Here is an 18,178-nt window from a genome sequence, read left to right as displayed (position 1 = left end):
TGAATAATGAAAAAGCCGGACAGCTAATATGCTGATCCGGCTTTTTTAATTCGGCTTAGATTCACGGCATAAACCGATAACCAATCCCGGTTTCGGTCAGAAAATGACGCGGACGTGCCGGATCCAGTTCCAGCTTCTGGCGCAAATGTCCCATGTAAATTCGCAGATAGTGGCTGTGTTCGACGGCGTTCGGTCCCCAAACCTGATTTAACAACTGGCGTTGCGTTAGTACCTTTCCGGCATTATTTAGCAGTACTGCTAACAGGCGAAACTCAATCGGCGTCAGATGAATCTCTTCATCACCGCGATGTACGAGCCGGGCAGCGATATCTACTTTTACGTTGGAAAAATGCACCACCGGTTCGGGAGAGGCACCGCTGGCGTGGCGACGCAATGCCACACGCAATCGCGCCTGTAGCTCGCCTATACCAAAGGGTTTACTGAGATAGTCATCGGCACCGACATCCAGGGCGGCGATTTTATCGCTTTCTTCGCTGCGGGCTGAGAGCACAATTACCGGTATCGCGCTCCATTGTCGCAGGTCACGAATAAAATCAATGCCGTCACCGTCCGGCAGACCGAGATCGAGAATGATGAGATCGGGTTTTCGCGTGGCGGCGTCCAGCAGACCACGTTGCAGCGTTTCCGCTTCATATACACGCAGGCCATCGGCTTCCAGCGCGGTGCGCAGAAAGCGACGGATAGCCTGTTCATCTTCAACAATCAGTACGTTCGTCACATATCCTCATGAAAATCTTCAAGTTCAGGGGGGATTTCCTGGGGCAGTGTAACACGGAAACATGCTCCTCCCTGTGCGCGATTGTGGACGGAAATTGTACCGCCGTGCACGTCCACAATGGCCTGGCAGATTGCCAGCCCCAGCCCAACCCCCGGCACAGATGACTCTTTGTTTCCCCGGGAAAACTTGTCAAAAACTTGCTGCTCCATACCCGATGGAATGCCGGGGCCATTATCCCAGACGTCCAGTTGCAGGTGTTCGCCATCGACGCTGGCATCAATACCGATTTGCGCCTGTGGACCTGCGTATTTAACGGCGTTTTCCAGCAGGTTAATCAGCACCCGTTCAAAGAGCGGGCCATCGACGTGGATCAGCGTCAACGGTGATGGTAGCGACAAATTAATAGGAGCAGAGAGTCCTGGCTCCAGCATCTGCAGGGCGCTGCCGACCACCTCTTCCAGCGTTAACCACTCTTTCTTAAGATTAAAGCCTCCAGACTGAATTCGCGCCATATCCAGCAGGTTATTAACCAGTCGGGTCGTATTCAGGACGTGCTGGCGAATCTCACTGGCCTGGCGCGCGTGCGGCGATCCTTCGCTGGCCAGATCCAGCGTTAAAATCTCTGCCTGACCGAACAACACCGTCAGCGGCGTGCGTAAATCGTGGGAAAGGGCGGCGAGCAGGGCGTTGCGAATGCTTTCCCGCTCGCTGGCAAACCGGGCCTGCTCTTCGCTGGCGGTCAGCGTCAAACGCTCCAGCGCACTGGCGACCAGTAAAGTGAAAGTTTCCAGCAGGCGTTGCTGTTCGGGGATCATTAGCTGGCGTAAATTTCCCGGTTCCACCACCAGCAGCCCATGCGTTTTATCAGCGCTTTTTAGCGGTAGAATTTGATACGGCACACCCGGTAACGTGTCAGTACCTGCGCCAGCCGGTTGCCCTTTATCAAAGCTCCATTGGGCAATGGCATCATCCCACGGCGTCATGCCCTGTTGATGGGTGAGAGGGGCCAGCTTACCGTTCTCACCGGGCAGTAAAACCTGGCTGCGGGCCTGAAACGTTGAGGCAATAAACTGTTCGCTGGTGGCGGCGATATCCTGTTGACTCCGTCCGACGGCCAGCGCTTTCGACATTTCATACAAATGGCGCGTACGCTGTTCACGATAACGGGCAACTCGCGCCTGATAACGCACTCCAGCGGTCAGATTACCAATAACCAGACCTACCGTTAGCATCACGGCGAAGGTGAGCAGGTACTGGACGTCGGAAACGGCTAGCGTACCGCGTGGGGCAATAAAGAAGAGATCGAAGCTGGCGACGTTAATAAAAGTTGCCAGTACTGACGGCCAGCGTCCGTAAAAGAGGGCGATAACTACCACACCCAATAAATAGATCATCACCAGGTTGGCGGCGTCAAAGGCCATCAACCACTGCATGGCAATTAACGTAATAATGGCGCACAGCGCGACGGCAACTACACAACCCTGGATTTGTACCCGCCATTTATCCTTAAAGGTGCGGTTATCTGCAGTTTGTAGCACAGGGCGCGAAGGTGGCTCATCGAGCGCAACAATCATCAGGTCGAGATCCGGTGCGCGATGGGCCAGTTTCTCAGCAAAGGAATCACTGCGCCACCAGCGTCGTGTAGTCGGACGTCCGAGGACAATTTTTCCCAGATTATGCTCACGGGCGTAGCGGATTACCGCTTTGTCTTCAGCGGGATCGGAAAGGGTGGCGGTTTCTGCACCCAGCTCCTGGGCTAACCGCAGAGCGCTTAAAATTGCGCGGCGCTGTTTTTCGGGCAGTCGGTGCAGCGCTGGCGTTTCGACATACACTGCATGCCATACGCTGCCGAGGCGCGCTGCCAGACGCGCGGCGGCACGCACCAGCTTTTCGCTACCGGTGTTGTGTCCAATACACAGCAATATGGCGTCGCGGGTATGCCAGACTTTCTCCTCTCCCGGACGTCCACGCCAGGCACGCATCTGATCGTCAACCCGATCGGCCGTGCGGCGCAGGGCCAGCTCACGTAGCGCGATCAAGTTCCCTTTGCGAAAGAAATGCTCGATAGCTCTTTCCGCCTGACCGGCGATATAGACCTTGCCTTCATTCAGGCGTTGGCGCAAATCGTCGGGGGGAAGATCGACCAGCACCACATCGTCGGCGGCATCGAAAAAAGGATCGGGCACGGTTTCGCGCACCTGAATGCCGGTAACGCCGCTGACCACATCATTGAGGCTTTCCAGATGCTGCACGTTGACGGTAGTAAAAACGTCAATACCTGCTTCCAGCAGTTCTTCAATGTCTTGCCAACGCTTAGGGTGGCGTGAGCCAGGCGCATTACTGTGCGCCAGTTCATCCATCAAAATGAGCGCCGGACGGCGGGCAAGCGCCGCGTCGAGATCGAACTCGCTGATATGACGACCATGGCGCGCCTGTCGCTTTAGCGGCAGGATGCTGAGACCGTCCAGCAGCGCGGCGGTCTCTTTGCGTCCGTGGGTTTCCACCACGCCAATCAGCACATCTAACCCCTGCGCCCGCAGCCGCTGGGCCTCTGCCAGCATGGCCCAGGTTTTACCGACGCCAGCACACGCGCCGAAGAAAATTTTCAGTTTTCCGCGGTGCGGGGCGGTGGTCTGCTCCAGCAGGCGATCGGGGTCGGGGCGTAAGGGTTCGTTATGCATGTCCTTTTTCTCAGTGCTTATCCAGCGCTAAATTAAGTTCCACCAGGTTCACCACCGGCTGGCCGATAAAACTGACCAACGGCTTTTGCGTGTATTGTGCAACCAGGCGCGTGACCTCTTCAACGCTGAGGTTGCGAGCCTGCGCCACGCGGGGGATTTGCCAGGCCACCGCGGCGGGTGTCAGGTTGTTGTCCAACCCGCTGGAAGACGCCGTTACCAGCTCTACCGGAACGGCAGGACTTGCCTGCGGGTTGGCGGCACGTAGCGCGGCAATTCGGCTTTGCAGCAGTTTATCCAGTTCCGGGTTGCTGACTGCCAGATTGCTGCCGCCTGAAGCCATTGGATTATAGGGCATTTCTGCTGTAGCTGACGGGCGTCCCTGAAAATAACCAGCCGCGGTAAAATGTTGCCCAATGAGCGCAGAGCCGCGAACGACCTGACCTTCACGCAGAAGCGAGCCGTTAGCCTGATGGGGAAACCACCATTGCCCCAGCGCGGTGGTCAACAACGGGTAAGCTCCGCCGGTGATAAGCATCAGGAAAATCAATGTTGATAATGCAGGACGTAATCCACTCATCTGAAACCTCACACCAGACCCAGCAGGGTCAGCAGTAAATCAATTGCTTTGATACCGATAAACGGCACAACCAGACCACCCAGACCATAGATCCACAAATTGCGGCGCAGCATCGCGGACGCGGATAACGGTTTGTAGCTCACGCCTTTAAGCGCCAGTGGGATCAGAAAGACGATAACCAGCGCGTTAAAGATAACCGCGCTGAGGATCGCCGAGTCCGGCGAATGCAGACCCATCACGTTAAGCGCATTGAGCTGCGGATAGGTGGCGGCAAACGCGGCCGGGATAATGGCGAAATACTTCGCCACGTCGTTGGCGATACTGAAGGTGGTCAGCGAGCCGCGCGTCATCAGCATCTGTTTACCAATGTGCACCACTTCAATCAGTTTGGTGGGATTAGAGTCAAGATCCACCATGTTGCCTGCTTCCTTCGCCGCCTGGGTTCCGGAGTTCATGGCGACCGCCACGTCGGCTTGCGCCAGCGCCGGGGCGTCATTGGTTCCGTCGCCGGTCATCGCCACCAGACGACCTTCCGCCTGATACTGACGAATCAGCGCCAGCTTGGCTTCCGGCGTGGCTTCAGCTAAGAAGTCATCTACTCCGGCTTCAGCGGCGATCGCGGCGGCGGTCAAACGGTTGTCGCCGGTGATCATTACTGTTTTGATCCCCATTTTGCGCAGTTGGGCAAAACGTTCTTTGATCCCGCCTTTTACAATATCTTTCAGGGCAATCACGCCCAGCACGCGGGAGCCTTCGGCAACCACCAGCGGCGTAGCGCCAAGGCGTGCGACGTTTTCAACCTTCTGCTCCACGTCGGCAGGGAAGTGGCCGCCGTTGGCTTCGACGTGACGACGAATAGCATCGACCGACCCTTTGCGGATCATACGGTTGTCGATGTTAATACCGCTCATCCGACTTTGAGCGGTAAATGGCACAAAGGTGGCGTGCAGCGATTGTACGTCGCGAATACGCAGATTAAATCGCTGTTTAGCCAGAATCACGATACTGCGGCCTTCCGGGGTTTCATCGGCCAGCGATGAAAGCTGCGCGGCGTCGGCCAGCGTTTTTTCGTCCACGCCCAGGGCGGGCAGAAAATCCGAAGCCTGGCGGTTACCCAGCGTAATGGTGCCGGTTTTGTCCAGTAGCAGTACGTCCACGTCACCCGCCGCTTCAACTGCACGTCCGCTGGTAGCGATGACGTTCGCGCCCAGCATGCGGCTCATCCCAGCGACGCCAATTGCGGAGAGCAACCCGCCGATGGTGGTGGGGATCAGACACACCAACAGGGCAACCAGCACCGTGACACTGACCGCGCTACCGCCCCAGGCGGAGAACGGCCACAGCGTGGCGGTCGCCAGTAGAAAGACGATGGTCAGGGCTATCAACAGGATCGTCAGGGCGATCTCATTGGGCGTTTTACGCCGCTGTGCACCTTCAACCATGGCGATCATCCGGTCGAGGAACGTTTCACCAGGGTTTACGCTGCATTCGATCACCAGCCAGTCGGAGAGGATACGAGTCCCGCCGGTGACGGAGGCAAAATCACCACCGGATTCACGAATGACAGGCGCGGATTCACCGGTAATGGCGCTTTCATCTACCGATGCGCCACCTTCGATGACCTCGCCGTCACACGGGATAATATCGCCAGCTTCCACCAGCACGATATCCCCTTTACGTAAATCATCGGCGGGAACGTGATCCATAGCCGCGCCGTATTTTGGTTCGCGAAGTTTGCGGGCAAAGGCAGTTTTTTTAACGCCTTTCAGACTGTTAGCCTGAGCTTTACTGCGTCCTTCTGCCAGCGCTTCGGCAAAGTTGGCGAACAGAACGGTAATCCACAGCCACAGACTTATCGCGCCGGTAAACCACGGATTGCCTTGCATATGGCCTGTTGCCATTGCCACCGTTAACAGGGTTGTCAGCAGACTGCCCAGCCAGACGATAAACATCACCGGATTGCGCCACTGGGTATGTGGGCTTAATTTTTTCACGGCGTCCATCAGCGCCTGTGCGACCAGAGAGGGTTCGAACAGCGCCAGTTGCTTGCGACTCATAGTCATGTGCTCCGCATCACTCAGTGTAATGACAGGTATTCTGCGACCGGGCCAAGCGCCAGGGCAGGAACAAAGGTGAGGGCGCCAACCAGTAACACCGTACCGATTAACAACCCGACAAACAGTGCACCGTGGGTAGGCAGTGTGCCAGGACTTGCTGGTTGGATCTTTTTACTGACCAGCGATCCGGCAATTGCCATCACGGGAATGATCACGCCGAAGCGGCCTAAGAACATGCACAGGGCCAGCAGACAGTTCCAGAACGGGCTGTTGGCACTTAATCCGGCGAAGGCGCTGCCGTTGTTGTTCGCGGCAGACGATACGGCGTACAACACCTCACTAAAACCATGTGGACCAGGATTGAGCATGGCGCTGCGCCCGGCATCGCTCATCATCGCTATCGCCGTACCGAGTAGCACCAGCGCAGGGGTGACCAGAATCGCCAGCGCGGTCATTTTCATTTCGCGCACGTCTATTTTCTTACCCAGATATTCAGGCGTGCGACCAATCATCAGTCCCGCGATAAACACCGCCAACAACACGAACAGCAGCATGCCGTACAGACCCGAACCGACACCACCGAAGACCACTTCGCCAATCTGCATTAGCCACATCGGCACCATCCCGCCCAGCGCGGTGAAGGAGTCATGCATCGCATCGACAGCGCCGCAGGATGCGGCTGTCGTCACGACGGAAAACAGACTCGTGGCCAGCACGCCAAAGCGGCTTTCTTTGCCTTCCATATTGATATTGCTGTCTGCACCAAATGCCATCAGGTGCGGGTTGCCTTGAACTTCAGCCCACATCACCACGGCTACGCAGACTACAAATATCAGCGACATGGCCCACAGCAGGGTCCGCCCCTGGCGACGATCGCCCACCACGTCACCAAAGGCAAAACACAGTGCGGTGGGAATCAAAAAGATCGCCAGCATCTGTACCAGGTTGGTCAGCGCAGTCGGGTTTTCAAACGGATGTGATGAGTTAGCGTTAAAGAAACCGCCCCCGTTAGTACCAAGCATTTTAATCGCTTCTTGTGAGGCGACGGGTCCCATCGGCAGCAGTTGTTTCACTCCTTCAAGGGTAGTAATGGGCTGATAGGGCAACACGTTTTGCAGCACACCTTGCTGAATGAAGAACAACGCAATAAGCAATGCAATGGGGAGCAGGATCCACAGCGTAATGCGAACCAGATCGACCCAGGCGTTACCCAGCGTGTTCATACTCTGGCGAGTAAAGGCACGGGCCAGGGCAAAAATCACCGCAATCCCGGTTGCCGCTGACAGGAAGTTCTGCACGGTCAGCCCGACCATCTGGCTGAAGTAGCTTAAGGTGGTTTCACCAGCATAGGATTGCCAGTTGGTATTAGTGACAAAACTCACTGCTGTGTTGAGTGCCAGATCCCACGAAAGCCCTGGTAACTGTTGCGGATTTAGCGGCAGCAGGTTTTGTGCCATCAGCATTGAAAACAGGACCAGCAAACCCAGCACATTAAGTGCGAGGATCGCCAACAGATACTGCCGCCAGTTCATCTCCTGTTGCGAGATGCCCAGACCGCGCCAGAGCAAACTCTCCACGCCAGCCAGGCCCGGCAGGGACGTATTATTGATCAGCCGAGCCAAGCCAAAACCCAGCGGTCTGGCGATGACAAACAACACCAGCAAGAAGCTGGCAATGAGTAAAAATCCTTGGGCCGCCATCAGAACGCCTCCGCATTAATCAGGGCATACACCAGATAACCTAATAATAAAAAGACCAGCACAATGCCGGTTATCACGCCTGCACTCACGGTGCACCTCCAGTGGCATAAATGTGATAACCAGAGCGTAGATTTTTGCTTGCAAAGATTTCGCAAAAATCAGTGGGTAGGGTGTAAAAAAAGTATAAAAATGGCAAAGACCATTATTTAACTAATGATTAGTATTAATTTAACTTTTATGTAACTTAATTACGATTTTTAGCTAAACGGAGCATCAATAGATAAAAATAAGTGGTCGGATGAGTAGCAAAATTACACACAAGGCGGTATTATTTTCATCAGTTAACCAAGTTTATTTTTCCGGTGCGATTCACCGAACAGATATATGGGAGAGGATTATGGACTTTTATAAAGAATATCCAGCACACATTGTTTTCTTGCGCCGTACCTTTGCCGTTGTGGCGGGCGTGCTGGCGCTGCCGGTCATGTTGTTCTGGAAAGACCGCGCCCGTTTTTACAGCTACCTGCACCGCGTCTGGTCCAAAACCAGTGATAAACCGGTGTGGATGGAGCAGGCTGAAAAAGCCACCTGCGACTTCTATTAAGTTGCCGTTTTTGCTCAAGAAAACCGCTAACAGCAATGTGGCGGTTTTTTTATACGCCGCCGTCTACACTTATCTGAGTAATGGATAAGGAGTGGCGATGAGCACGAGAATTCCTGTTGGTATCCGCACCTGTCTGACCACAGAAGCGAGTGAGGCACCTCAGTTCGACGAAAATACATTAATACGTATTTATGCTTTGCACGAATTGCACCGTATGCGTCAGCGAAGATTAACGCGGGGCGCATTAATTGACTATCATACCCGCTACAAACTGGTACTACTGGCGCATTCCCAGCCAGAGTATCGGGAGCTTGGCCCCTTCGTTGCCGCAATCCACGAATGGCAAGATCTCGATGCCTTTTTTATCGAGTATCGCCTACGCTTGACCCATCTGTTATTAAATCCTGCTACCCGGCGTAACCATACCAATGTATTGATGCACGTACAGGGCTATTTCCGCAATCAGCTCGATCTGCGTCAACGTCAGGAACTGACCTCGATAATCGATAACTATCGACGCGAGGCGCAGCCGCTACTTGCACCCTTAATGCTCCTCAAACACTATATGGCTGAGCACCCGAACACCTGGTTGTCCGGGCAACGTTATTTTGAACTCTGGCCTGCGATTTGGCGTTTACAGGGCAATGATTAATTATTATCAGGGAGTGTTATGACCACGCATCTGGTCTGGTTTCGGCGTGATTTACGTCTGCATGACAATCTCGCGCTGGCGGCGGCTTGTCGGGATCGTTCTGCACATGTACTCGCGCTCTATATCTCCACGCCTGAACAGTGGAAGGCGCATGATATGGCCCCACGTCAGGCGGCATTGGTTAACGCGCAGTTGAACGCGTTGCAAACGGCGCTGGCAGAAAAGGGCATCCCGCTTCTGTTTCATGAAGTTGCTGATTTTGCGACCAGCGTGGAAACCGTCATAAACGTCAGCGTAAAACATGGCGTCAGTCGATTATTTTATAACTATCAATATGAAATAAACGAACGCCAGCGTGATGCTGCCGTCGAAAAGTCATTACCTCAGGTGGTGTGCGAAGGGTTTGACGACAGCGTGATCCTGCCTCCGGGGGCGGTCATGACCGGTAATCATGAGATGTATAAAGTCTTTACGCCGTTTAAAAATGCCTGGCTGAAGCGGATAAAAGACGGGATTCCAGAATGTGTCAGTGCGCCGAAGGTGAGAGAATGTAGTGCTCTTGACTCTCCATTAACATCCTTCGCGCTGAGCTACCCGCAGCAAGATTTTGATACGCAGCTGTTTCCGGTAGAAGAAAAATTGACCATCGCGCAATTACGCCATTTTTGCCAGCAGGCCGCCGGAGAATATGAGCAGCAGCGTGACTTTCCGGCGATTGACGGAACCAGTCGATTATCCGCGAGCCTGGCGACAGGTGGACTATCACCGCGCCAGTGCCTGAATCGACTGCTCGCTGAGCAACCTCAGGCGCTTGAGGGTGGGTCAGGCAGCGTCTGGCTGAACGAGCTTATCTGGCGTGAATTTTATCGTCATCTGATGACTTACCATCCGGCGCTGTGTCGGTATCAACCTTTTATTCGCTGGACCGATCGCGTGCAATGGCAGAATAATCCGACGCATTTGCAGGCCTGGAAAACAGGGAATACGGGCTACCCAATTGTGGATGCGGCCATGCGTCAGCTCAACGCCACGGGCTGGATGCATAATCGTTTACGCATGATTACCGCCAGTTTTTTAGTGAAAGACCTGCTGATCGACTGGCGTAAAGGCGAACAATATTTCATGTCGCAACTGATCGATGGCGACCTGGCGGCTAATAACGGCGGCTGGCAGTGGGCCGCCTCAACCGGAACCGACGCCGCACCGTATTTCCGTATCTTTAACCCTACGACGCAGGGCGAAAAATTCGACCGTGACGGTGAGTTTATCCGCCAGTGGGTGCCGGAACTGCGCGACGTGCCGGGTAAAGCCATTCATAATCCGTGGACGTGGGCTGAAAAAGCGCAGGTAACACTAAGTTATCCTCGCCCGATTGTGGATCATAAACAGGCAAGGCTGGCGACGCTGGCGGCATATGAGGCGGCACGTAAGGGATAAGCTCGCAGCGGATTTCTGCGTAAAACCTTCCAGCAGAATGAATATGTTGCAGTGGGGCGCAGTTAGTGCTGAAACTGTTACTTACAGGGTGCGCTAATGACACCCAACTACAGGCGATGTTTAATTACATTCTGCAATCCGGTGATGAATCTCGTTTTAATGAATTCATGCAAGAGATGGCGCAACGGATCCCCCAACACAAGGAGAAGCTGATGACGATTGCCGAGCGTTTACGATTAGATGGATTACAGGAAGGGATGCAGCGAGGACTACAACAAGGATTACAACAAGGAACACGAGAAGCTGCATTACGTATAGCGCAAACCATGTTGGAGCAGGGAATAGATCGCGATATGGTGCTACTGGTTACAGGTCTTTCTGAAGAGGACTTGACTGCCAGTCATGCGTAATTCCCTGAAAAAACAGGCCCGAATCAGATTGCATCATCGGGCCGTACACTCAGGATTCTACCACCAGCGGACGGTTTCTGAACTTAAGCGACTGGTACAGCCAAATCAGCAACACCAGCACCACACAGGCCAGCGCGCCCCAGGTAATTTCACTAAAGACATCAATATAGGCATTGATGGAGTAGTTGATAGCGCCCGCAGCATCAAACGAGCCTTGTGAGGTCTGATCGGCGATAACACCTGCCAGGTAATTGGCGATGGCTCCGGAAAGCAGCATATAAATGCCAGTTAATACGCCGGTAACACCAGGGATCTCAATACGCGTAATTTGTGACATTGCCACCGGATCGATAAACAGTTCGGCAAAGCCCATGACCGCCAACCCAAGTACCATCAGCGGCATGGAAGAGTGGCCGTAAGCTGCGGACCAGCGAGCGCTCAAGGTTAGAATACAGAACCCAGCGCTCATTAAGCCGAGGCCAAGGGCAAATTTACCCCAGATACGTACGGTACGATTGCCACTCACGCTCTCTTTGACTACCCATGCCAGCACGATACCGCACAGCATCACGGCAAAAGCGTTAACCGACTGGAACATCGCAGTTGGGACGGAATACCCCATGATATCGCGGTTAACGAAGCGGTCGATATACAGGCTAATCGAGCTGCCGCCCTGTTGAGCAAAGGCCCAGAACAACAGGCTGAAGAAGGTCAGGGTGACGATAAGCCCCAGTTCTTTGCGCTGTTTCTGCGTCTGTGCCTGGCGGTAAATCTTTGCCAGAACCGCCAGACCAATAATGGTGGCAACGATCAGGGCGTAAACGGACCACTCTTTCCAGAACAGGACAGTAATAAGCAGCGGTGCAGCAACCAGCAGAACTAACAGCCAGGCCCAGTTTGGCAGAATAAAAGTTTTAGCACACAGAACGGCCTTGTTGACGCCGGTGGTGTGGGCGAAATGGCGATTACCACATAAGAAAATCACCAGTCCTGCCAGCATGCCGATGGCAGCCAGCGCAAAGCCCATCGCCCAGCTGTATTCTTCCTGCACGTAGCCACAGGCAATTGGTGCGATGATCGAACCGATGTTACCGGCAGCGTACAGTAGAGAGAATCCACCGTCGCGACGCGGGTCTTCAGGTTGATACAACTCGCCCAGCAGGCAACTGATATTTGATTTAAACAGACCGTAGCCGCAGACAATTATCGCCAGCGACAAATAGAGGAACGCCGGGGCCATTTCGCTGGCACCCAATACCAGATGTCCCACCGCCATTAGAAATGCGCCGATCATCACCGCCATTCGATTGCCGAGCACTTTATCGGCCAGGTATCCCCCGAGAATAGGGGTGACATAGACCAGCGAGCAGTAGGCGCTGAACAGTTCATATGCGTGATTATCGTCGTACTTAAGCTGATTGGTGAGATACAGGATCAGCAGCGCACGCATGCCGTAAAAACTGAAGTATTCCCAGATTTGTAGCGCGACAACGTAGTAAATCGCCCGTGGTTGAGATGCTTGTTTATTCATTATTTTCTCGAAGTAAATGCCTCGCGACTGGCTGAACGTGCTGCGCGAGTGTGTTTCCTTAAAGTTGTAACTTTGATACAGATCTGATTATTTTTGCAATATGCTGTCTGATTGCATAAATATACATGAATTAGATCGGGTGGTGGTAAGCAAATTACGTTCAAAGCGGGAGTGATTGTTTCTTGATGTGTCAGTGAAATGGCTATCGACGAACGCAGGCGGGGACGCTATTTTAACCTAAGCTGTGTTGCTGATTGGGCAGGCAGAAATGATGACTACGAGGACGATGATGAAAAACACCGAACTGGAACAACTGATCAACGACAAACTAAACAGCGCCGCCATTAGCGATTATGCGCCGAATGGTTTGCAGGTTGAGGGCAAAGAGACGGTGCATAAAATCGTGACCGGCGTGACTGCAAGCCAGGCATTGCTGGACGAGGCGGTACGCCAGCAAGCGGATGCGGTTATCGTTCACCACGGTTATTTCTGGAAAGGCGAATCTCCGGTTATTCGCGGCATGAAGCGCAATCGTCTGAAAACGCTGTTAGAAAATGATATCAACCTGTATGGCTGGCACTTGCCGCTGGATGCGCACCCGGAACTGGGGAATAACGCGCAGCTTGCCGCACTGTTGGGAATCACCGTGATGGGGGAAATTGAACCGCTGGTGCCATGGGGAGAACTCTCCATGCCGGTTCCGGGACTGGAGTTGGCGTCGTGGATTGAAGCACGTCTAGGTCGTAAACCGTTATGGTGCGGTGATACCGGGCCGGAAAACGTTCAGCGCGTTGCCTGGTGTACCGGGGGCGGTCAAAGTTTTATTGATAGCGCAGCCCGATTTGGTGTCGACGCCTTTATTACCGGTGAAGTCTCTGAGCAAACCATTCACTCAGCCCGCGAGCAGGGGCTGCATTTCTATGCTGCCGGTCACCATGCGACCGAACGCGGCGGCATTCGCGCATTAAGCGAATGGCTGAATGAAAATACCGATCTGGACGTAACCTTTATCGATATTCCTAATCCAGCGTAATAAAGAGGGATGAAAGTGCAGCGAGCGCGTTGTTATCTGTTAGGTGAAACGGCGGTGGTTCTCGAACTGGAGCCTCCCATCACGCTGGCGACTCAGAAACGCATCTGGCGTCTGGCTCAGCGTTTAGTTGATGCCCCGAATGTGCTTGAAGCTATTCCGGGAATGAACAATATCACGGTTACCCTGCGCGACCCGCAAACGCTGGCGCTGGATGCTATTGAACGCCTGCAGCGCTGGTGGGAAGAGAGCGAAGCACTGGAGCCGGATTCACGCTTCATTGAAATACCAGTGACCTATGGTGGTGAGTTTGGCCCCGATCTGACAGAGGTCGCACGACACAGTGGATTAAGCGACAAGCAGGTCGTCGAACTTCATGCGTCAGTTGACTATGTGGTGTGGTTTATCGGTTTTCAGCCGGGATTTCCCTATCTCGGGAGCTTACCTGAACAGCTGCATACCCCCAGACGCGCGGAACCGCGCTTGCTTGTTCCGGCAGGTTCTGTCGGTATCGGTGGATCTCAAACGGGGATCTACCCGCTTTCCACACCCGGTGGATGGCAATTGATTGGGCGTACCTCCGTTTCGTTATTTGATCCAAAACGGGAGGAGCCGATTCTGTTACGGGCTGGCGATACCGTGCGTTTTGTCCCGCAGAAGGAGGGGATATGTTAAACATCATCCGCGCTGGTATGTACACCTCAGTACAGGACGGGGGACGCCATAGTTTTCGTCAATCCGGAATCAGTCACTGTGGCGCGCTGGATAAACCGGCGCTGAACGTCGCCAACCTGCTGGTGGGTAATGATGCGAATGCCGCAGCGCTGGAAATCACTCTGGGGCAACTGGTGGTGGAGTTTGAAGCCGATGGCTGGTTTGCCCTGACCGGTGCCGGATGCGAAGCGCATCTGGATCGTACTCCCGTATGGAGCGGATGGCGGTTACCGGTAAAAGCCGGGCAGCGCCTGACGCTAAAACGTCCGCTTCATGGCATGCGCAGTTATCTGGCGGTAGCGGGCGGTGTTGATGTTCCCGAAGTGATGGGCTCGCGCAGTACCGATCTGAAAGTGGGCATTGGTGGGTTTGAAGGGCGTCTGCTGCGTGATGGCGATCGACTGGCGATTGGCGTATCTACCCGGCAATTCAACGGGCCACAAGGTGTAAAACAACTGATGTGGGGTAATCTCATCCGCGCACTGCCTGGCCCTGAATATCAGGAGTTTGATGAGGTATCGCAGGCCTCTTTCTGGCGCTCGCCGTGGCAGCTTAGCCCACAAAGTAACCGTATGGGGTATCGTCTTCAGGGGCAGCCGCTGACGCGCACGACCGATCGCGAGTTGCTGTCGCATGGTTTGCTCCCCGGCGTGGTGCAGGTTCCGCATAATGGCCAGCCAATCGTGCTGATGAACGATGCTCAGACGACGGGTGGCTATCCGCGCATCGCCTGTATCATCGAGGCAGATATGTACCATCTGGCGCAGATCCCACTCGGTCAACCGATTCACTTTGTGCAGTGTTCGCTGGAGGAGGCGCTAAAGGCGCGGTACGACCAGCAGCGTTACCTGGAACAGTTAACATGGCGACTTAACAATGAAAATTGATCTCAACGCGGACCTCGGTGAGGGATGTGCGAACGATGCAGCGCTGCTGCAACTCGTGTCTTCAGCCAATATTGCCTGTGGGTTTCATGCCGGTGATGCGCAGACCATGCTCTCAAGCGTGCGCGAAGCGCTAAAAAATGGCGTGGCGATAGGCGCGCATCCGAGCTTTCCGGATCGGAAAAATTTTGGCCGTAGTGCCATGGCACTGCCTGTGCAAACGGTGTATGCACAGACGCTGTATCAAATTGGCGCGCTGGCTGCCATCACGCGGGCAGAAGGCGGCGTGATGCGTCATGTCAAACCGCATGGCATGCTCTATAACCAGGCGGCGAAAGATCCTCAATTGGCCGATGCGATTGCTAAAGCAGTTCATGCCTGCGATCCGTCGCTGGTTCTGGTCGGGCTGGCGGGAAGCGAACTGATTCGCGCCGGAGAACACTATGGCCTGGTAACGCATCAGGAGGTTTTTGCCGATCGGGGTTATCAGGCCGATGGCAGTCTGGTACCTCGCAGCCAGCCGGGCGCACTGATTGAGGATGAAGAGCAGGCGCTGGCGCAAACGTTAGAAATGGTGCAATCCGGCAGAGTAAAAAGCCAAAGTGGAACATGGGCAAGCGTGACCGCCCAGACGGTATGCATTCATGGGGATGGCGAGCACGCACTCGCTTTTGCCCGTCGCTTGCGTAGCGCCTTTAATGCATGCAATATTCAAATTAGCGCATAATTTTTTAATATAAAACAATAAGATATTACACAACAACATAAGGGTTTTAATTATGGGAGAGGCTATTTCTCTCTGGCCATTGACGGGCATCGCCGTCATTGTGGTCGGATTTCTTTTACGTTTTAATCCGGTATTGGTGGTTATTATTGCCGGGATCGTCACGGGACTGGCGGCGCATATGCCGATCGCCACCATCCTCGAGAAGCTGGGTGAAGGTTTTCTTAACACCCGCAACCTGCCGTTTATCCTGCTGATCCCGCTGGCGGTTATTGGCCTGCTGGAACGTCACGGACTCAAAGAGCGCGCTCAGGCGTGGATTGCTAAAATCCGCAGCGCTACCAGTGGCCGTCTGCTTATTGTCTATCTGTTCATTCGCGAAGCGACCGCTGCGTTAGGGCTGACCAGTCTGGGCGGGCATCCGCAGATGGTGCGCCCGCTGCTGGCGCCAATGGCGGAAGGGGCCGCCGAGAAAAATCACGGCGAGATACCCGGCGCGGTTCGATATCGACTGCGCGCAATGTCAGCGGCGACCGATAACGTTGGGCTGTTTTTCGGTGAAGATATCTTTGTTGCCTTTGGCGCGATCATATTCATGCACAACTTTATGCTGGAGTCTGGTGGCATCCAGACTGAACCGTTGCATATCGCCTTGTGGGGGATCCCAACGGCAATTTGTGCTTTCCTGATCCACGGCACGCGTTTGTGGCGTCTGGATAGCTATTTGCAACGTGAGGTGGCGAAAGCGAATGCCGCAGCGAAAGGGGAAGCGAAATGAATTTTCAACAAAGCTATCTCTACTGGCTGGCGGGTGCGGTATTACTGATTGTGGCGCTGATGTCCTGGCAGGACAAAGCGAACCCGCGTCGTTTCACCACAGGCCTGTTTTGGGGCATATACGGCGTACTGTTTCTGCTTGGTGACTGGACATACTCGCTGTTTGGCGATAAACGCGCGGTGCATATTGCCGTCGGCGTTGCGGTGGTCGTGCTGGCCCTGATCGCAGGTTTTGGCGGCGTGAAGCTGGGAAGCTACCATCAACGGACGCAGCAACAGCGCGAAGAAAGCGCCAGCCGCCTGGGCAACCGCCTGTTTTTCCCAGCGTTGGCGATCCCGGTGGTAACTGTTATTGGTGTATTGATGTTCAACCATATTCCTGGCTTACAGGATGCACTGTTCGGGCCGGGTAATCACGCCACGCTGGTGACGCTCTTTTCAATGACAGCGGGCTCGTTGATTGGTCTGGCGATGGCGGTAAAAATGACCCATGAGCGGGTGCATCAACCGATTCAGGAGGCGCGCCGTCTGCTGGACTCCATTGGCTGGGCGTTCATTTTGCCGCAAATTCTGGCTACGCTCGGGCTGCTGTTTACAGCGGCAGGTGTGGGTAGCGGCATTTCATACCTGACGCAGGAATATCTGGCGGTGGATAGTCGCTTTATTGCGGTGGCGGTGTACACCATCGGCATGGCATTGCTGACTATGGTCATGGGTAATGCGTTTGCTGCTTTCCCGATCGTGACCGCTGGGATTGGTATTCCGATCCTTGTACTGCAACACGGCGGCAATCCAGCGGTAATGGCGGCGATTGGTATGTTCTCCGGCTATTGCGGGACGCTGATGACGCCGATGGCGGCGAACTTTAATATTGTTCCAGCAGCGCTGCTGGAGCTACCGGACAAAAACGCGGTGATTAAAGCGCAGGTGCCAACCGGCGTACTGCTGCTACTGGTCAACGTGTTCCTGATGTATTTCCTGATGTTCTTGTAAGGAGGAAGGATGAAAACAGTACTCATCACGGGATTTGAACCCTTTGGCGGCGAGTCAGTTAACCCTTCCTGGGAAGTGGTCTCGAGCCTCGACAATGCTATTATCGGCGGATGCCGCGTTATTGCCCGCCAACTACCGTGTGTATTTGGCGAGTCTCTTGCCGTACTCAATGCCGCGATTGACGCGTTGTCGCCATCACTGGTGCTGGCGGTGGGGCAGGCGGGTGGTCGCACGGATATCACCGTGGAACGCGTGGCGATTAACGTTGACGATGCGCGTATTGCGGATAACCAGGGACAACAGCCGGTAGATGTGCCGATTGTGGTCGATGGCCCGGCGGCATGGTTTAGTACGTTGCCGATTAAAGCGATGGTTGTCGCCATGCGCAACGCGGGAATACCGGCCTCGGTTTCCCAGACTGCGGGTACTTTCGTGTGTAACCACGTGATGTATGGCCTGCTGCATAAACTACGCGACGTACCGGCGGTGAAGGGCGGCTTTATTCATATCCCTTATTTGCCGCAACAGGCTGCACAGCATCCCGGGGCGCCAAGTATGGCGACAGAAACGGTGCGCCGTGCGCTGGAGATTGCGATTGCTACCGCCTTGCAGGTGGAAAGCGATATCGTAGTGACGGGCGGCGCAACACATTAACAAAGGACAGTATT

Annotated in this window: 18 protein-coding genes; 11 read left to right on the top strand and 7 right to left on the bottom strand. The window is 54.3% G+C overall.

Going from position 1 to position 18,178, the window contains the following annotated elements; all coding sequences use genetic code 11:
• Positions 1 to 61: 61 nt before the first annotated feature.
• The 6 genes from kdpE to kdpF are packed head-to-tail and all read right to left on the bottom strand — an operon-like array spanning position 62 to position 7,843.
• On the bottom strand, positions 62 to 739 hold the full coding sequence (gene kdpE / locus BZK41_RS01290; RefSeq protein WP_079936920.1) for a two-component system response regulator KdpE: 678 nt from the start codon (positions 737 to 739) through the stop codon (positions 62 to 64).
• Positions 736 to 3,420, bottom strand: coding sequence for a two-component system sensor histidine kinase KdpD (gene kdpD, locus BZK41_RS01285; protein WP_079936919.1), 2,685 nt, complete (start codon positions 3,418 to 3,420; stop codon positions 736 to 738). Before kdpD ends, kdpE begins: the two co-directional genes overlap by 4 nt.
• 10 nt (positions 3,421 to 3,430) lie before the next feature.
• The gene (gene kdpC / locus BZK41_RS01280) at positions 3,431 to 3,997 is read right to left on the bottom strand and encodes a potassium-transporting ATPase subunit KdpC (protein WP_079936918.1); all 567 of its coding nucleotides are present in this window, start codon (positions 3,995 to 3,997) and stop codon (positions 3,431 to 3,433) included.
• Positions 3,998 to 4,005: 8 nt separating this feature from the next.
• The gene (kdpB, locus tag BZK41_RS01275; RefSeq protein WP_079936917.1) at positions 4,006 to 6,054 is read right to left on the bottom strand and encodes a potassium-transporting ATPase subunit KdpB; all 2,049 of its coding nucleotides are present in this window, start codon (positions 6,052 to 6,054) and stop codon (positions 4,006 to 4,008) included.
• A 20-nt stretch (positions 6,055 to 6,074) separates the two neighbouring features.
• Positions 6,075 to 7,754, bottom strand: a complete 1,680-nt coding sequence (gene kdpA / locus BZK41_RS01270; protein WP_079936916.1) for a potassium-transporting ATPase subunit KdpA — start codon at positions 7,752 to 7,754, stop codon at positions 6,075 to 6,077.
• Complete coding sequence (gene kdpF, locus BZK41_RS01265) at positions 7,754 to 7,843, bottom strand: K(+)-transporting ATPase subunit F (protein WP_001670793.1); 90 nt, start codon at positions 7,841 to 7,843, stop codon at positions 7,754 to 7,756. Before kdpF ends, kdpA begins: the two co-directional genes overlap by 1 nt.
• A 308-nt stretch (positions 7,844 to 8,151) precedes the next feature.
• On the opposite strand from kdpF, the gene BZK41_RS01260 reads away from it, so the two are divergent.
• The 4 genes from BZK41_RS01260 (at position 8,152) to BZK41_RS01245 (ending at position 10,857) form a co-directional block, all read left to right on the top strand.
• On the top strand, positions 8,152 to 8,358 hold the full coding sequence (locus BZK41_RS01260; protein WP_003022870.1) for a YbfA family protein: 207 nt from the start codon (positions 8,152 to 8,154) through the stop codon (positions 8,356 to 8,358).
• A 97-nt stretch (positions 8,359 to 8,455) separates the two neighbouring features.
• Positions 8,456 to 9,010, top strand: a complete 555-nt coding sequence (locus BZK41_RS01255) for a DUF1722 domain-containing protein (protein WP_123268345.1) — start codon at positions 8,456 to 8,458, stop codon at positions 9,008 to 9,010.
• Positions 9,011 to 9,028: 18 nt separating this feature from the next.
• Entirely contained in the window at positions 9,029 to 10,447 is a 1,419-nt protein-coding gene (phrB, locus tag BZK41_RS01250) for a deoxyribodipyrimidine photo-lyase (RefSeq protein WP_079936915.1), read from the top strand.
• A 65-nt stretch (positions 10,448 to 10,512) separates the two neighbouring features.
• Positions 10,513 to 10,857, top strand: coding sequence for an Rpn family recombination-promoting nuclease/putative transposase (locus BZK41_RS01245; RefSeq protein ID WP_139762563.1), 345 nt, complete (start codon positions 10,513 to 10,515; stop codon positions 10,855 to 10,857).
• Positions 10,858 to 10,906: 49 nt separating this feature from the next.
• Here the strand turns inward: BZK41_RS01245 and dtpD are convergent, their stop codons facing one another.
• Positions 10,907 to 12,388 (bottom strand): dipeptide permease DtpD, encoded by a 1,482-nt coding sequence (gene dtpD, locus BZK41_RS01240; protein ID WP_079936913.1) that lies wholly within the window; start codon positions 12,386 to 12,388, stop codon positions 10,907 to 10,909.
• A 289-nt stretch (positions 12,389 to 12,677) separates the two neighbouring features.
• Here dtpD and ybgI point away from each other — a divergent pair, with 289 nt between their 5' ends.
• Genes ybgI through pcp form a run of 7 tightly spaced genes read left to right on the top strand, consistent with a single transcriptional unit; the run spans position 12,678 to position 18,164 of the window.
• The gene (gene ybgI / locus BZK41_RS01235; RefSeq protein WP_079937015.1) at positions 12,678 to 13,421 is read left to right on the top strand and encodes a radiation resistance protein YbgI; all 744 of its coding nucleotides are present in this window, start codon (positions 12,678 to 12,680) and stop codon (positions 13,419 to 13,421) included.
• 15 nt (positions 13,422 to 13,436) lie between these two features.
• Entirely contained in the window at positions 13,437 to 14,093 is a 657-nt protein-coding gene (pxpB, locus tag BZK41_RS01230) for a 5-oxoprolinase subunit PxpB (RefSeq protein ID WP_079937014.1), read from the top strand.
• The gene (gene pxpC / locus BZK41_RS01225) at positions 14,087 to 15,019 is read left to right on the top strand and encodes a 5-oxoprolinase subunit PxpC (RefSeq protein WP_079936912.1); all 933 of its coding nucleotides are present in this window, start codon (positions 14,087 to 14,089) and stop codon (positions 15,017 to 15,019) included. Before pxpB ends, pxpC begins: the two co-directional genes overlap by 7 nt.
• Entirely contained in the window at positions 15,009 to 15,743 is a 735-nt protein-coding gene (pxpA, locus tag BZK41_RS01220) for a 5-oxoprolinase subunit PxpA (protein ID WP_079936911.1), read from the top strand. The genes pxpC and pxpA overlap by 11 nt, the downstream gene beginning before the upstream one ends.
• 52 nt (positions 15,744 to 15,795) lie before the next feature.
• On the top strand, positions 15,796 to 16,518 hold the full coding sequence (locus tag BZK41_RS01215; RefSeq protein WP_063940693.1) for a DUF969 domain-containing protein: 723 nt from the start codon (positions 15,796 to 15,798) through the stop codon (positions 16,516 to 16,518).
• On the top strand, positions 16,515 to 17,510 hold the full coding sequence (locus tag BZK41_RS01210; protein ID WP_079936910.1) for a DUF979 domain-containing protein: 996 nt from the start codon (positions 16,515 to 16,517) through the stop codon (positions 17,508 to 17,510). The genes BZK41_RS01215 and BZK41_RS01210 overlap by 4 nt, the downstream gene beginning before the upstream one ends.
• A gap of 9 nt (positions 17,511 to 17,519) precedes the next feature.
• Positions 17,520 to 18,164, top strand: coding sequence for a pyroglutamyl-peptidase I (gene pcp, locus BZK41_RS01205; RefSeq protein ID WP_079936909.1), 645 nt, complete (start codon positions 17,520 to 17,522; stop codon positions 18,162 to 18,164).
• The last annotated feature ends 14 nt before the right edge of the window (positions 18,165 to 18,178 follow it).

The sequence above is a fragment of the Citrobacter sp. A316 genome, assembly GCF_002042945.1.
Classification (GTDB): Bacteria; Pseudomonadota; Gammaproteobacteria; order Enterobacterales; family Enterobacteriaceae; genus Citrobacter; species Citrobacter portucalensis.
The sequence above is the reverse complement of the archived record's forward strand: the minus strand, read 5'-3'. Positions and strand labels throughout refer to the sequence as shown.

Bases quoted from the DNA above. Each gene is read 5' to 3' on its own strand.
- kdpD (WP_079936919.1), bottom strand. From the start codon at position 3,420: ATGCATAACGAACCCTTACGCCCCGACCCCGATCGCCTGCTGGAGCAG.
- kdpC (WP_079936918.1), bottom strand. From the start codon at position 3,997: ATGAGTGGATTACGTCCTGCATTATCAACATTGATTTTCCTGATGCTT.
- kdpB (WP_079936917.1), bottom strand. From the start codon at position 6,054: ATGAGTCGCAAGCAACTGGCGCTGTTCGAACCCTCTCTGGTCGCACAG.
- kdpA (WP_079936916.1), bottom strand. From the start codon at position 7,754: ATGGCGGCCCAAGGATTTTTACTCATTGCCAGCTTCTTGCTGGTGTTG.
- BZK41_RS01260 (WP_003022870.1), top strand. From the start codon at position 8,152: ATGGACTTTTATAAAGAATATCCAGCACACATTGTTTTCTTGCGCCGT.
- BZK41_RS01255 (WP_123268345.1), top strand. From the start codon at position 8,456: ATGAGCACGAGAATTCCTGTTGGTATCCGCACCTGTCTGACCACAGAA.
- phrB (WP_079936915.1), top strand. From the start codon at position 9,029: ATGACCACGCATCTGGTCTGGTTTCGGCGTGATTTACGTCTGCATGAC.
- dtpD (WP_079936913.1), bottom strand. From the start codon at position 12,388: ATGAATAAACAAGCATCTCAACCACGGGCGATTTACTACGTTGTCGCG.
- ybgI (WP_079937015.1), top strand. From the start codon at position 12,678: ATGAAAAACACCGAACTGGAACAACTGATCAACGACAAACTAAACAGC.
- pxpC (WP_079936912.1), top strand. From the start codon at position 14,087: ATGTTAAACATCATCCGCGCTGGTATGTACACCTCAGTACAGGACGGG.
- pxpA (WP_079936911.1), top strand. From the start codon at position 15,009: ATGAAAATTGATCTCAACGCGGACCTCGGTGAGGGATGTGCGAACGAT.
- BZK41_RS01215 (WP_063940693.1), top strand. From the start codon at position 15,796: ATGGGAGAGGCTATTTCTCTCTGGCCATTGACGGGCATCGCCGTCATT.
- BZK41_RS01210 (WP_079936910.1), top strand. From the start codon at position 16,515: ATGAATTTTCAACAAAGCTATCTCTACTGGCTGGCGGGTGCGGTATTA.
- pcp (WP_079936909.1), top strand. From the start codon at position 17,520: ATGAAAACAGTACTCATCACGGGATTTGAACCCTTTGGCGGCGAGTCA.